14 protein-coding genes are annotated in these 15,291 nt (G+C 40.5%); 7 read left to right on the top strand and 7 right to left on the bottom strand.

What is annotated here, in order from left to right:
* Positions 1-163 precede the first annotated feature (163 nt).
* On the bottom strand, positions 164-874 hold the full coding sequence (locus FD723_RS10540) for a GDYXXLXY domain-containing protein (protein ID WP_179065296.1): 711 nt from the start codon (positions 872-874) through the stop codon (positions 164-166).
* A 203-nt stretch (positions 875-1,077) separates the two neighbouring features.
* A complete protein-coding gene (locus tag FD723_RS10535; RefSeq protein ID WP_179065295.1) occupies positions 1,078-2,496 on the bottom strand; it encodes a DUF2157 domain-containing protein in 1,419 nt (472 codons plus the stop codon).
* Between the two features lie 163 nt (positions 2,497-2,659).
* On the opposite strand from FD723_RS10535, the gene FD723_RS10530 reads away from it, so the two are divergent.
* Positions 2,660-3,631 (top strand): RsmB/NOP family class I SAM-dependent RNA methyltransferase, encoded by a 972-nt coding sequence (locus FD723_RS10530; RefSeq protein WP_179065294.1) that lies wholly within the window; start codon positions 2,660-2,662, stop codon positions 3,629-3,631.
* Here FD723_RS10530 and FD723_RS10525 read toward each other — a convergent pair whose 3' ends face one another.
* The 3 genes from FD723_RS10525 to FD723_RS10515 all read right to left on the bottom strand — a co-directional run bounded on the left by FD723_RS10525 (position 3,632) and on the right by FD723_RS10515 (position 6,339).
* The gene (locus FD723_RS10525) at positions 3,632-3,805 is read right to left on the bottom strand and encodes a hypothetical protein (RefSeq protein ID WP_179065293.1); all 174 of its coding nucleotides are present in this window, start codon (positions 3,803-3,805) and stop codon (positions 3,632-3,634) included.
* A gap of 13 nt (positions 3,806-3,818) precedes the next feature.
* Complete coding sequence (gene metX, locus FD723_RS10520) at positions 3,819-4,898, bottom strand: homoserine O-acetyltransferase (protein ID WP_179065292.1); 1,080 nt, start codon at positions 4,896-4,898, stop codon at positions 3,819-3,821.
* 136 nt (positions 4,899-5,034) lie between these two features.
* Positions 5,035-6,339 carry an O-acetylhomoserine aminocarboxypropyltransferase/cysteine synthase family protein gene (locus tag FD723_RS10515; RefSeq protein WP_179065291.1) on the bottom strand — a complete coding sequence of 435 codons (1,305 nt, stop codon included), beginning with the start codon at positions 6,337-6,339 and terminating at the stop codon, positions 5,035-5,037.
* Between the two features lie 458 nt (positions 6,340-6,797).
* Between FD723_RS10515 and FD723_RS10510 the strand changes: the two genes are divergently transcribed.
* Positions 6,798-7,040, top strand: coding sequence for a hypothetical protein (locus tag FD723_RS10510; protein ID WP_179065290.1), 243 nt, complete (start codon positions 6,798-6,800; stop codon positions 7,038-7,040).
* 64 nt (positions 7,041-7,104) lie between these two features.
* A complete protein-coding gene (locus tag FD723_RS10505) occupies positions 7,105-7,254 on the top strand; it encodes a hypothetical protein (protein WP_179065289.1) in 150 nt (49 codons plus the stop codon).
* A gap of 8 nt (positions 7,255-7,262) precedes the next feature.
* On the opposite strand, the gene FD723_RS10500 is transcribed toward FD723_RS10505, so the two are convergent.
* Complete coding sequence (locus FD723_RS10500; RefSeq protein ID WP_179065288.1) at positions 7,263-8,456, bottom strand: MFS transporter; 1,194 nt, start codon at positions 8,454-8,456, stop codon at positions 7,263-7,265.
* 104 nt (positions 8,457-8,560) lie between these two features.
* The gene (locus FD723_RS10495; protein WP_256875132.1) at positions 8,561-8,965 is read right to left on the bottom strand and encodes a DUF2809 domain-containing protein; all 405 of its coding nucleotides are present in this window, start codon (positions 8,963-8,965) and stop codon (positions 8,561-8,563) included.
* Between the two features lie 573 nt (positions 8,966-9,538).
* On the opposite strand from FD723_RS10495, the gene FD723_RS10490 reads away from it, so the two are divergent.
* From FD723_RS10490 to FD723_RS10475, 4 genes are all read left to right on the top strand, one after another.
* Positions 9,539-9,826: a hypothetical protein gene (locus FD723_RS10490; protein WP_179065287.1), complete on the top strand. Its 288-nt coding sequence runs from the start codon at positions 9,539-9,541 to the stop codon at positions 9,824-9,826.
* 147 nt (positions 9,827-9,973) lie between these two features.
* Positions 9,974-11,341, top strand: a complete 1,368-nt coding sequence (locus tag FD723_RS10485) for a hypothetical protein (protein WP_179065286.1) — start codon at positions 9,974-9,976, stop codon at positions 11,339-11,341.
* Positions 11,329-13,650, top strand: coding sequence for an RAMP superfamily CRISPR-associated protein (locus tag FD723_RS10480; RefSeq protein ID WP_179065285.1), 2,322 nt, complete (start codon positions 11,329-11,331; stop codon positions 13,648-13,650). Before FD723_RS10485 ends, FD723_RS10480 begins: the two co-directional genes overlap by 13 nt.
* Before the next feature lie 13 nt (positions 13,651-13,663).
* The gene (locus FD723_RS10475; protein WP_179065284.1) at positions 13,664-15,217 is read left to right on the top strand and encodes an RAMP superfamily CRISPR-associated protein; all 1,554 of its coding nucleotides are present in this window, start codon (positions 13,664-13,666) and stop codon (positions 15,215-15,217) included.
* The last annotated feature ends 74 nt before the right edge of the window (positions 15,218-15,291 follow it).

The raw sequence follows: 15,291 nt of genomic DNA, 5'->3' as shown, positions 1-15,291 counted from the left end.
TTGGTGTAGAGAATTGGTCTTTGAAGACGAGATTTATCGCGTCTCTACATTCTTTTTCACCAAATGAATGACAAACAGAAAGTTCTGAGCGTCGGAAATCGGCGCTCAGAACTTTGGAGACAAACTTGGCGTGTGAACATGCAGTGTTTATTTGCCTAACGGCTTAAAAGCGATAGTTGCGATCGCGCACCCACATACTAACTGGAACTGCTTTACCCTGAGGGTCTACTTTTGCCTTCACCACAATGGGTGGTACTTGTCCTCTGCGGACGCGTTGGGCTTGCAAGTCGTTCCGAATCTGCTGGCGTTGGTTTTCTGGGATGTAATATGTTTCCAAGCCGTAGTTAACAGAGCCATCCTGATAAACACCTTTTAAGGCTACTTGGTTGGCTCTAAGAGTTGTGGGGCGATCGCTACTTACTCGTAACGGTCTCCAAGCTCTCGGAACACCACTACCTGAGGATAGCTGCTCTTGTAAAGTCACGTAGATATTGGTTCCTTCAGGCAATCTTCTGCCACTTCCACGACCTTTGCTGACTAATGTTTGCCAACCAGGTAGTCTACTTAAAGTTGATGTACGGGATATGTTGTAATCTAAGGCTAAGGTGTTACCTTCTAACACATTGTTAGGGTCTACAGGTACGGTTTGCAAAATCACCGTTTTACCTGTGACATCTGTATAAACCGCTTGGGCTGGTACTGCCATAATTAGTCCTGTTTGCAGCGCCAGGGGAGCTAGTAACCGCCAAAAAGGTAAGGGCTTATTCGATTTTTGTTCAGTTGCGATCAAGTAATCCCGAAAAGTCACCTTACTAGAAAATTCGGCTTCGGGAGACAAGGGTTTATTCTTAGATTCAGAAGAGGTATTCGTCATGAGCGTAGTCCTAAAAAGCAGAGGTCTTGAGGAGTTCAAAAGTAACGAGCTTAGGACTGACGCAGAGAAACTTTAAAAATTTTGACGCACAGAGATTTTTCGTTAGGAGTTAGGAGTTAGGAGTGATTCAATTTTCGATTAAGTGAACTTTTCCTGAATTCTGACTCCTGAATTCTGACTACTGAATTCTTTCATTTTTTGCCCTACTTTTTACTTGTAGAGCTACCACCAGGTAGGCGGCGTTCAAACCAGAGTCCAGCGCTAATTAAAGCAGAGCCGCACAGGACATAGACTAGCGACTTAAAAAGTAAGTCGGTGTCGTACTCTTGCACGCGACTGATAATTTGCAGTGTTACTAACAGCATACCGCCCCAAAAGGAACTTCTGTTGCTTAATTTCAATCCTTCTTGAATTAGTCCCCAGGCTAATGTTGCAAGAAGTACATTGAAAATAAAAATGCCAAGTTCATCAATCCGGCTGATAGTTTGATGCCAAAAAGGTACGATTGCAATAAAGACAAGAAATGTACTAATGACAGCAGTCGTGAAAATCACTTCGCGGCGCGGAGGGTTATTTCTTTGGCGCAGTAGAAACAACCATTGCAATACTGCCAAGCCGCTGAGAATCCCCAAATCGATAATCGGCAGAGACTCAAATAAGTTTGTCAAATTCGTTGGCTGATTATAACTATAATCAGGAGATTCCCAGACCCAACGAAAAGACAGAACGTAAAAGACGATGCCGAAGCTTACCAACGCTAAATTACGGGCTAGAGATTGAAACAATCTATAATTTATGGTTGGAAACAGTAAATCATCATAACTCCAGAATAATGCAGATGGCAGTGTAAAAGCAAAAGATGCCACCCAAGGGGCTATATCAGCATAATTTAGCAGTGGCAGAGGATTAAGGTTAGCTTGTAAGGAACTAGCAAAGACAAAGGCTGCTAGACCAAAAATCCAACGCGATCGACAGAAGTAGGCTAAGGGTACAAATACTAGCCATGCCAACAAAGGTAGATGCTGTACTACTAGCCGCGACCAAGTTAACTCACCTGAAGCGTACCATAAGTCTTCTAGTCCAGTCCAGTAGCCAATTTCCACAAGGATAATTGACAGAATTCCTAAAGAATTTAAGGACAAACTGAAGGCCATGACTACAACACCGAATCCCCAAGCGAGAAACAGTTGGGAAGCTGAACCGATGATATTGAACATCTGGGCCATCAGCAGTAAATTTGCACCGAAGATGAAGGCGCTTAAAATTAGCAACCCTTCTCCCAGTAGGCGTTTACTTCGCTCTGGTTTCTTCCCTTCAGGTGGTCTCCAACTGTAAAATCCAGTAATTGCGATCGCAAAAAACAAACTCATCATTAGAATAAATTTGACTTCTCGCGATCCTCCCTGCCAGTTTCCTGATACAAAGGTAATTATGCCTAAGCATAATAGTATGCTGCCGATAGCAATTGCGATCGCTTTGTTGCGATCGCGTGCAGCAGCTTCCAGGTTTTTAAATTGATAACGTTCTGCTATCTGTTCATATTGCGAAGAACTAATTAATCCTTCATCCCTCCATAGTTGTGCTTGTTTGCGTAATTTTTCCTGAAAACTATCTAAGAACATGACCTTCTCCGGTGCAGTGGGGTAGCTTGGCCATTGCGATCCCAATGGCGGTCATTATATTTTGAGTATGAAGCCAAAAGCCTTAATTACATTGTTCTTGTGTAACAGTTTGATTTTGATTCAGATACAACGTACTTCTATTAATTCATAATTCATAATCTACATGGAAAAACCTTCTAATTTATTACTTAAAGTCTCGCGGCGTTTGTTCGCTAATCTTGATGAGCAAGAAAAATTTATCGAGGCTTTAATGAATCCTCAGCCTTTTTCACCTAGTATTCTTTGGTGTCAAGAAAAGCCAGATATTTCGCCTTTGGCAGTAGAAACACCAACCTCTTGGCAACCACAATTTATAGACCGCTTATCTCTGGGAGAAAAACCTGGTCAACATCCTCTCCATGAAAAAGGATATTTCTATTGTTTAGATTTTTCTTCGGTGTTTGCAGCTACTACTTTGTTAGCTATTTCTCAGTCAGTGTATGTAGTTTTTGATATGTGTGCCGCACCAGGAGGTAAAAGTATCTTTGCTTGGAGAGCTTTACAACCTGAATTACTCATTAGTAATGAAGTTATTGGCAAACGTTTGGGAATGCTAATTTCTAATTTGAAGCGTTGCCAGATTAATCCTAGTGCAGTAGTTAATAGAGATTCGAGTATATTTGCCCAAATGTTTCCAGACTCTAGCAATTTAGTAATCGTAGATGCTCCTTGCACCGGACAATCTTTACTTGCTAAAGGCGAAAAAGCACCTGGATGTTTTCACCCAACTGCTATTAACAAGAGTGCAAATCGACAAAAGCGGATTATAGCTAACTCTGCTAAACTGGTTTCACCTCAAGGCTATCTTGCGTATATGACTTGTACATATTCTCCTGAAGAAAATGAGCAAGTTTGTGAATGGTTTTTAGAACGCTTCCCCCATTTTCAAGCGATAGAAATTAGCCTTTTAGCTCAATATCAATCGCATTTAACTACCATGCCTTGTTATCGGATGTTTCCTCAAGATAGGTTAGGTGCTGGTGCATTTACAGTATTGTTTAAAAATACTAATGAGGATGGGGAGGAGCCGCAAAAACCAGATTTAAATACAATATCTTCGCTGTATATTTACCAAAATATTCAGAAATCAAGTTAGCTACAAAAATATATGTCCCTCAAAGCGCTCAGATACCCGCTCAAAATCTGCTACACTATCTTTCAGTTGGCGCTGTCGCAAAATCTCAACTCCCGCGACTGTCGCCACTCCAAAAATTCTCTTGATAAACCCAATACCTAAAGTTGCGATCGCCTTTCCAACTTGATCATTCAACCTCAGAACCCAGTTAAGAGGCTGATAACTCTAAACTTTGTCGAAAAGAGACGATCGCTTCATTCAACGCTACCATATCAATTAAAAATGCATCATGCCCGTGGGTTGACTTCAGCCACGCCAGTTGAGCATTAGGGATTAAATTTGCCAATTCTTGTTGTTCCACTGGAGGATAGAGGATGTCAGAATCAATGGCGACAACTAAAGTCGGTTGCTGGATGCTTTGCAGGACAGATTCATAATCTGATAAATTAGCAACTGTGCGATCGCGTGCAACATCATGGCGATCCATTACGTTGGTGAGGGTAATGTAAGTATTAGCATCAAATCGTTCTGTGAGCTTTTGACCTTGATGCTGTAAATAACTAGCTATAGCAAACTGCTCAGATGCATCATACTCTCGTCCAAAGCGGGTTGTAAAACTATCCCAAGAACGGTAAGTAGACATCGCCATCATCCGCGCCACTGCTAACCCCTGATTTGGGGGCGCATCCAGGGTATAGTTCCCTCCTTGCCAGTTTGGATCGGCATAAATTGCCTGTCTTTGGGCTTCACTTAATCCAATACACCAAGCTGAATGCCTGCCAGAAACAGCAATAGGTGCGATCGCTTTAACCTTTTGGGGATATAATAATGCCCACTCTAATGCTTGCATTCCACCGAGCGAACCGCCAATTACAAACCGCAGAGATTGAACACCCAAGTATTCTAGTAGTACAGCTTGCAGGTGAACTATATCTCGGATTGTAATCTTAGGGAAGGATACACCATAAGGGTTTCCGGTTATGGGGTTGATAGTAGTTGGCCCAGTTGTACCGTAACAGCTTCCTAAGATATTGCTGCACACAATAAAATCGCGTTCTGGATTAAAAGCCTTCCCGGAACCAAACAAAGATTCCCACCAATCATCAGCGTCAGCCGAACCAGTTAAAGCATGACAAATCAGTACTCCATTATCACCTTGAGCATTTAACTGTCCCCAGGTGCGATAAGCAACCTGAACCCCAGTTAATGTTTCGCCCCCTTCTAGTTGAAATGGCTCCGTCAACTGGTAAAACTGGGTTTGCGGTGAGATGAAGTCTGAGTAGATCATATCTATCGGGTAGTGGGGAGAAATCAATTAAAAATTAAAAATTAAAATATTGAATAAAAAGACTGGAGCAGGGAGAAGAATTTTCCCCTCCGCACCCTGCCCCTCCGCCTCTTTTCAATTCCCAATTTATTAAAAATTAAATCCTAACTTGCTGGAATGCTTGCTGAAAATCTTCTTTGATATCGTCGATATGTTCAATTCCCACTGATACTCGGACTAAATCGGGTGTCACTCCAGCTGAAAGCTGTTCGTCATCACTTAGCTGTTGATGAGTTGTTGAAGCAGGATGAATAACGAGAGTTTTCGCATCACCAACATTTGCTAAATGACTTGCCAGTTTTACATTACTAATAAAAGTTTTACCTGCCTCCAGTCCACCTTTGATGCCAAAATTTAAAACTCCCCCAAAGCCATGCCGGAGATATTTCTTCGCCTGTTGATGATACGGATGATTAGGAAGTCCGGGATAATTAACCCAAGAGACTTGCTCTTGTTGCTCTAACCACTGAGCCAATTCTAAAGCATTACTCACATGACGATCTACACGTAGGGAGAGAGTCTCTAACCCTTGCAGTAACAGAAAGGCGTTAAATGGACTTAAGGATGGCCCAAAATCTCGTAACCCTTCGACTCTGGCGCGAATAATAAAGGCAATGTTGCCAAATGTTCCATTAGGGCCAAACACTTCTTGAAAATTTAGTCCATGATAGCCGGGTGCTGGCTCAGTAAATAGAGGAAATTTGCCGTTACCCCAGTCAAATTTACCCGAATCAACAATTACGCCACCAATGGAAGTACCATGCCCACCAATCCATTTAGTTGCAGATTCCACTACAATGTCTGCACCATATTCAATTGGTCGAGCTAAATACCCACCAGCCCCGAAGGTATTATCCACAATTAAAGGTATGCCGTTTTCGTGGGCAATGTGAGCTAAAGCTGCAAAGTCGGGAATGTTGAATTGAGGATTGCCAATGGTTTCAACATATAACGCTTTCGTGCGATCGTCGATCGCCTGACGGAAACTTTCTGGCTCATCTCCCTCAACAAACTTGACATTAATACCTAAACGTGGTAAAGATACTTTAAACTGGTTATATGTTCCCCCATACAAGAAACTAGTGGAGACAATATTATCTCCAGCCTGAGCGATGGTACTGATTGCCAAGAATTGTGCCGCCTGACCACTAGCGGTTGCTAATGCTGCAACTCCTCCTTCTAAGGCAGCAATCCGCTTTTCAAATACATCCGTTGTCGGGTTCATGATTCGGGTGTAAATGTTACCAAATTCCTGGAGAGCAAATAACCGCGCTCCGTGGTCGGCGTCATTAAAAACGTAGGAAGTCGTTTGGTAAATCGGTACAGCACGAGCATTAGTTCCAGGAGCCGGCTCTTGTCCAGCATGAACTTGCAGAGTTTCAAAACGATATTGTTCAGACATAAGCAGTTATTTGAGTTTCCAATTATACAAACAAGTATTGAAGGAGGCAGGGGGCAGGAGGGAGGAGTCGGGGATTTGACCCCGACTGATTTGGCAGCCCTGAACTACCGTACCCTGCGGTAAGCTAACGGGGGTCTTAAACCCTTGCGCTATATATTTCCTGCCTTCCTAGATAATACTAATTGAGTGTTGGGCTGGATTAATCAACGGTAATTTACAAGGCTTACCGTATTTTAACTGGTCACACTCAGGATTCCTCGTCCATAACATAACAAGTTGGGCAGTGGGAATTAAAGGCACTGCTACGTTGCCTTTGAATCTAAAACTTTTTGTTAAAGAGCAAATCTGGGCGATAACTTTATCTGGAAAGAGAAAATATTGATCTCTGCTTCAGACGACATTTTCAGCTTTCAGCTAAGATTGATGGTTAGTTTTTCACTCTCACTATCTCACTATCTATGCCTCGAAACCACAACAGCAATTCCCGAAGATTGCCCAAAATTAAAACCACGATTGTCTATATTTTTGGTGTCATTACTGTTTTAGTCCTAGCCTTTCCTTGGCTGTACGAAATTAAAACCAAGGCTGGGATTGACATATCACCTGGACGCCACGCTGGAACCTTTTTTGAAAAACACACTTACGGACTTTTCAAGTGTGAGTGGCTTTATCCTTATCATTGCGATCGCCCCAAAGGTTAACTAAACCTCATCTATGTTGAAACCTAGAGTTTTTTAAAAGATATATTTATGTAGGTTGGGTGGAGTGAAACGCAACCCAACATTACCACCAAATTTTATCTTGGGTTACGCTATCGCTGCACCCAACCTACAAAACTACGGTTCTCAAGGTAGACAAGGTTTAAAGAAATTCAACTTTGCATACCAAGCAAGAGTATTAATTAATACTTCATAAGCATTATCTTAGCTTTCATTGATGCTTTGCTTCCGTAAGACTAGCCAAACAGAGAGCAGAGCGATCGCTACACCAGCGCTAATAAAACAATAAATGTAGCCGAAGTTATCTACAATTCTACCGAATACTGCTGCACCGATTCCTTGTCCGACAAATAGGTTGAAGGCGAACAGCGAAACAGCAGTACCTCGTGCTTCCGGCGCTAGCTCAGTGGCTTGGGTTTGGAGGGTGCTGTGCATCATATAAAAGCCCAATCCCATAAAAATACTCAAGGGGATAAAAAGTATCCAATTCTGGAATAATCCGATCGCTAAGAAGCTGATACACATTAAACCTCCTCCCACGCCCACTAAACCAATTTCACCCAGTCGCCTGACTAACCATTTCACTGAGCGACTGTAAATTAGTCCACCTAATCCAAAACTACTGAGCATAAACCCGATCGCTACATAACTTAGAGTATAGCGATCGCGCAGAAATGCCCCAACGTAAGCAAATGCCCCAAATAGGCAAAAGCCTTCCACAAACACCCCCACAATCACAGTCTGGGCAATTGGTTGGGTCAATAGTTGGTAATAAGGTCGAAATGTTATCCTACCCTGACCTTGGGAACGTTGACTATCAGTCAGATGGCGCGTCTCACGCCATAGAAGTCCAGCAATGACAAGGGAGACGATCCCAAATAAGAGAAAGATATCACGCCAGCCGATATATTCTCCAAAGATGCCGCCCAAACTACCACCAAGAATTTGACCTAGTACTAAGGCACTTAAATACTTGCCGATCGCAGCTTGACGTTCTTCATAAGGAAAATTGTCACCAATATAAGCTAGGGTGATGGGGATTACCCCAGCAGCAGCCATCCCTGTGAGAAACCGCAGCAAGGTAAGTAAGACGATATTTGACACAAAAGCACAAACAGCCGTACCTATAGCAAATGCCGCCAATGCTACTGTAATTACCTTAAGTTTGCCGATGCGATCGCCTAGTGGCCCATAGACTAATTGAAATAGCCCGTAGGGAATCGTATATGCCGAGATAATCACCGCAGCAACGCCAACACCGACTTTAAAATCGTCAGCAATGATGTGCAACAGGGGGTCAATTACCCGTGCATCGGCAATCACCATGAAGGCAGCAGCGCCCAACAGTCCTAATGAGACAGGGGTTTTACCTGCTATATCCTTTGCTGATCTGTCCACTTTTTATAAAGACTTTGTTTTAGGCATTCTATTGTATGTCATTTGTGGTTGAAGACAAAATAAGATACAGCGATCGTTGTGACATAGCACACATAAGGTTTTTATCATTTCGATAATCGTGTTCTATTTTCCAACCATAGAACTGTTATAGTACCTATTCCATAAGCAATGATATCTTTCCAATCAAATACACTTCCTAAAGCAACAGCCAAAATCTTATATTTTTGCAATCCTAAAGTATTTACAAAATTAAAATATTGAAGAATTTCTATAGTACAAGAAAATGCAAAAACTGATAAAGCGACGATGGATGAGTGTATATTTGAAAAGGTTCTGACAAAGCAATAAATTAGGATAACTACTAAAACATCACCAATAAAAGGACGGATGAAACTCTCATTTACAAAAATAGCAATACATACCTCTATCAAAAATAGTATAGCCGTCACGTAGAAATATTTTTTATTGAAGATCAACATAGCACCGCCTTTAGGCGTGGGGAGTGTCAATTATACACTTACGATGCCCTTAAGGTATGGTTAAATTAAGAAATCGAGATGACAGCAAAGTTGCTGCGATCGCACTTCTTGAAAATACCCATACATTATGCTTTTCTCAATTGCGATCGTTGCGATTAGGTACTGAGAAATAAAAAAATATCCAATTAACTCTTGTGGGGTGGGCGAAACAAGCGCCAATTCCGGCGTGCAAGAGTTTACTCAGCACAGTTTTAGTAATTAGAGTAAAAATTAAATATTCTTAGCGTTGTATTACTACTTTTGACAATGTATTACAAATTATTAATTTATCAGTAAAAATACTCATATTGAATATACTTAATATAACACTAGCATTATCAAAAATATCAATGACTAGTGGTCTATCAAGAACTAATTAACGGATAAATTACTTGTAGATACGGCGATTTATCGCGTCTCTCTAACCGTCAAAATGAATTTGACAGATCACTAGTTAAGTACTGCGATAAAAATCGTATTTTATTTTTGAAAAAACTTCAGTACGCGCTTATTCCCTATTCCCTCCCTACGCAATTAAGTTGAGTAATCAAATCGGATTCCTATATGTATCTTGTTCTGATTGAGACATCTGGCAATCAAAACTATATTTTCTCCACTAACAAACTCAAAGAAAACTTTGGTGCATCAGAATTAACCTACCAAGCTGGTACAGAATGGGTGTTACAAGCAATTGAGCAGACAACCAATATCCGGCTAAGAAGTAATAGTTATTCTTTACGCCAAATACTCTTAGATAGTAATTACAATCCTCATATTGATCAAACTGATACACCTGTTGAAATTATAATTGCCACATCTGGAAAGGCAATTTTAATTACTCAAGAAAAATAAATCGCTAAAAATATCATTAAACAAGTTACCTTAAAAGCTTTAAGAGAAGCACCTGGTTTAGATATTTGTGGAGTATTTAAAAAGTTTGATTGGGAGCAAGAAAATATAGGGGAGATTAATCGCTATTTACATAATAAATTTAAACAGGTGCATTCCCAAATACCAGGACAAGAGATGCGATTTCAACGCTTACCTGTTGTAGATGAATGTGCTACCAGTGGTTTACCTGCTGCCAAAGTTGAACCAGATGTTGAACAAAATTTGGTATTGCGTTCTACTGTAAGTAGATCGAAAAGAAGAACTGCAAGCACAGCCTTTCAACGCATCCAAGAATTATTAATCAGAAACCAGGTTAATGTTAACTTCGCTCGTAGTTTGAGAGTTCTAGATAAAGAATTTCAAGATATTTCATCTGATACTGTTGATAATTATACTCATCGACCAATAGATTGGTTAGCAGTTGTTCATGCAGATGGTAATGGTTTAGGTGAAATTATCCTGAAATTTGACGAACATCTAAAAAAGCTGAATAGAAGCACTAATAGAGATTATATTAACTATCTTAGAGCTTTTTCTATTGCTCTAGATATTTGTACTGAGCGGGCATTTGTTAAGGCACTTACTACTTTTGAAGACTTTACAAATAACAATAGTAAAAATCACAGCGAAGCAACAGCATCCCAATTGATTCCTGTGATCCCCCTAGTTTTGGGTGGCGATGATTTGACGGTAGTGTGTGCAGGTAAATATGCTATCAAATTTACGCAGTCATTTTTACGAGAATTTGAAATCCAAACTGCTCAGGCAATTGATGATTTAGGTGAGTATAAGAATATCATTACCGAAATTGCAGGCGAAGCTTTGGGTGTGAAACGTCTTTCTGCTTGTGCAGGTATCGCTATTATCAAAGCCCATTTTCCCTTTTATCTTGCCTATGAATTATCCGCAGATTTGATGACATCAGCAAAAGAAGTCAAAAAGAAATTGCAACATCCACAAAAAGATACTCCCTTTCCTTGCTCGGCATTAGATTTCCACGTTCTCTATGACAGCAGTGGCGTAGATTTAAAACAGATTCGGCAAAAGTTACAACTGAATAAAAATCAAACTCGACTCTACGGAAGACCATTAATTGTCACTCCTCAAAAGCAACTTACAAATGCAACCAGTACAGGTGTGCAATGGGCTGACAAACATCGTTGGGAAGAGTTTGAAATGCGTGTTCGTAGCCTGCATCAAACCGATAAATTAGAGAAAAAACCTCTGCTACCCAATAGCCAGATGCACGATATTCGCTCCAGTTTATTTTTTGGTAAAGATGGTGCAGATGCTCAGTTAAAGCTGATTTGGGAGCGATACAAATCTTTGGGTTTATGTAACTTAGTAGCAGACATACAGCAACCATCGCTGTTTTGGCAAGAACAAGCTGAAGCCGAGCAACCAATTAACGTTACTGGTTTTTTAGATGCAATGGATGCTGCTGATTTCTTTTTGGGGAAAATATGGGAAGACTAACTGTAAAAATGCTCAGTGATTGGCATATAGGTTCTGGTACAGGAGTACCGGGAAGTATTGACCGCACAGTTCGCCGGGATAGTCAGGAGTTTCCCTTTATTCCTGCTAAAACTCTGACAGGTATCTGGCGGGATGCTTGCGAAAGAGTTGTGTTGGGACTAGATGAGGGAAATGGAGATGGATATTGGCATAGGTGGGTAGACTACTTGTTTGGCGACCAACCTGCTCTTACTAAAGCAAGAGAAATACCACCCCAACAAGCTGCACTTTCAGTACGTCCAGCCCATCTGTCAGATACTTTGAGAACTGCGCTGCAAAATAAACCCAAACTGAAACAAGCTCTCACTTTTATTAAACCGGGAATCAGTATTGACCCCCAGTCTGGTTGTGCCAAGCCTGAATATTTGCGCTTTGAGGAATTAGTGCGAGTTGGCACTATTTTAGAAGCTGAATACAGCTTGCCTCCAGACCTGAAAATTGACTCCGACGAGTATAAAACAGCCCAAGCATTACTAGCAGCGGGTGCAGCGATGGTAGAACGTTTGGGGGCAAAACGGCGGCGGGGATTTGGTCGCTGTCAGATGAGTTTGGATTTGAAGTTAGAAGATGCCCTCCAGTGGTTGGAGAAGAACCAACAGAAACAGCTAGAACCTCCGAAAATTAAGAACGGAACGGGGAAATCTTCAGATACAGTGATGGGAAAACAACCAACAGATGCAGAAAACTGGTATCAACTAGAACTAGAAATCATTCCCAAATTGCCCCTCTTGCTCTACAAACGAACTGTCGGGAACGTTGTTGAAACTTTAGATTACATCCCAGGAACCAATCTTTTACCGATTATTCACCGACATCTAGAGCAGTTGGGAATCAATGTTGGGGAAGCGATCGCAAATGGCAGGATAATAGTAACTCATGCCACATTGGTAATTGATGGAACACCAGCCAAACCTGTTCCTCTAGCTTTATTTACAGAAAAGCTGAATAAGCAAAACGTCTACAACCGTTTAGTAACCTCCCAGGAAGGAAAATCTCAACTCAAGGGCTACCGTAGCGGTTATGTAGGAGAAAACACCAATCAACTTACCATTGCTACCGTAGATTTAGTTGTAGAAACTCACAACACCGTTGACGATGGGGTGCAAAGACCGACATCAGAAGTGGGTGGTGTGTATAGCTACGAAGCCATTGCATCGGGAACTCGCATGATGGCACAACTACGCCTATGCCTGCATGAAGATTTGCTGAAAACTTTTCAGGATAACTGGTGGGTTAATTTAAATGGTACATACCACATCGGACGTTCTAGTAAAGATGACTATGGTTTAGTGTCGCTAGAAGTCAAAAGTGAACCAACCAAGATTTTACAACAACCAAAACTCAACCAAAACTTTTTGACAGTCTGGTTACTTTCAGATGTGCTGCTACGAAATAAACGCTTACGCCCTACAACTAATATTGATGATTTTACACAAGTACTGGAACAAGAAATAGGAGTTAAACTGACACTGAGAAAACAATCAGATTTAATCTCTCATTTAGTCCGTTCCCGTCGTACTGAATCTTGGCAAACAAATTGGCAATTACCACGTCCTTCACTACTCGGTTTACAAGCTGGAACCTGCATAATTTATCAAGTTGACGTGAATCCAGACCTGGATAAACTTATGAAATTAGAAATCAAAGGTATTGGTGAACGTCGGGTAGAAGGTTATGGTCAACTATGCTTTAATCACCAACTATTGAGTAAATCTAGTTTCACATTGTCAACCTTAAATCAAAATGATTTACTAACTAATTTTCAACCCATTTCTATTAGTGATACTCCAGTTTTTGAATATGCCATTGCCATAGAAAAAGCTGCATGGCGGGAGACAATTTATCAGGCTGTGATTGCCAAAGCTGCTGATAAAAGCTGGCGTAAACAAGTTTTAGGTATAGAAATTTATATAGATAATGGCGAGAAAATAAGCCAGCCTCCGATGAGCCAACTGAGTGCTTTTCGTTCTGTACTTACACGAATGCAAACACCAAAAGATAAAAATATAGCTCTTAACTGGTTGGATTATCTCAAAAATACTGAGAACCGCAAAGAAAAATGGTCTGATTCAAATCTGCAATTAATTAAAGAATTACTGAATCAGTCTCATCGGGTTTGGGAATTATTGGATTTACCTTTTGACGAGATTACCATCACAGAACAAATGGAAGCAAATAAACTTAAAAGTGAACTTTGGGCAGAAACAATTAATTTACTAGTAGATGCTTGTTTCCGCGCTCATAAACGGGATTGTGAACCACAAATGTAGCAGGAGATATTGGATGGCACGAATTATTGAATCGCGTTTGAGATTATCAGGTAAGTTGTTAGCTGAAACGCCAATTCATGTAGGTGGTATATGTAATGATTCTTTGGTAGATTTAGCATTAGCAGTAGATGGACAAGGACGCTATTACATTCCTGGCACTAGTTTAGCAGGGGTATTACGTGCATGGATGCAAGAATATGATGCCAAATTAACTCAAGATTTATGGGGATTTCAAGATGACGATCGCGGTCATGCAAGTTTTATTTTAGTGGAAGATTCTTTAGTAAATCAAGATGCAATCGCAGAAATTCGAGATGGTGTAGGGATCAATCGTAGTTTTGGCGCAGCCGCAGATAAAATCAAATATGATAGAGCCATTCTTGCCAAAGGCAGCTTAATCAATTTAGATTTAACTGTAGAATTACAAACAGGATTTTTTGAGAGAGCTTTAAATGCTCTGCACTTGCTAATAATGGCTTTGCGAGACGGAGAAATTAAATTAGGTGCAGCAAAAACCCGTGGTTTAGGTAAAGTTAAACTTATAGATGATTACAAATTTGAGCAGCAATATCTGCTAACTCCTCAAGGAATTATAGATAGCCTACGCGGTAAAGGAAAAAATCTAAAAAACAATAATCTTAATCTTAAACGATATCGACCACCACAACTAAATTTTGTGATTAAATGGAAACCAGTCCATGCCTTGATGGTAAAAACTGAAGGAGATGGCATGGTAGTAAACATTTTACCTTTAACTAGTGCAGTGAATCACGAAGTTGCACTTGTGTTACCGGGGAGTTCTCTTAAAGGTGCTTTACGTAGTCAAGCTGAACGTATTATCCGTACTTTGGAAATTGAATCAATAAATCAAAGTACGGATACAGAAGATGCTAAACAACAATTTGATAAACAAATAGAACTACCTTTAATTACAACCATTTTTGGTAAATCAGCTATATCTAATAACAGTCAATCAAAAGAAAGTATTATAGCAGGATTAGCCGCCTTGGCTGTGGATGATTGTTATAGCCAACAAAAAATTCCTGTTACTAAATGGCAACAAGTAGAAGATGCCCAAAATCATGAAACACTATATGCAGCTTTAGATGCCGTAAATCTCAAACAAACTCAACAAGCATATCATGTAGCAATAGACCGCTGGACTGGTGGTGCGGCGGAAAATTTTCTTTACAGTAACTTAGAACCATTTGGAGTGAAATGGGATGAGATACATCTCAAATTGTCTCTGAAACGCATTCCCAAAAATGAACAATTACCAACACTGGCATTGCTGTTATTAGTGTTGCGAGATTTAGCTGCTGGGAGAATTCCTTTAGGCTATGGAGTTAATCGCGGTATGGGTGCGATCGCAATTGATTCTATCACCATCAAAGCCCAAGGTCTAGAAGATATAGATAAAACAGCCCCATTAGGATTCAACAACATAACACTGAGAGTACAAGATGGGAACCTGAATCTGCAAGGATTGGGCAAAAATCGGCTGCAAGCACTAAACAAAGAATGGAATATCTGGTTGGAATGCAACACAACAGGAGTCAGAAATTGACCGAAAATGACTCATGATACAGAGCAACTAAATTTATTTATGGGGATCATTAATTTTTAATTTTTAATTCGGAG

It is taken from the genome of Nostoc sp. C052, assembly GCF_013393905.1.
Taxonomy (GTDB): Bacteria; Cyanobacteriota; Cyanobacteriia; order Cyanobacteriales; family Nostocaceae; genus Nostoc.
The sequence above is the reverse complement of the archived record's forward strand: the minus strand, read 5'-3'. Positions and strand labels throughout refer to the sequence as shown.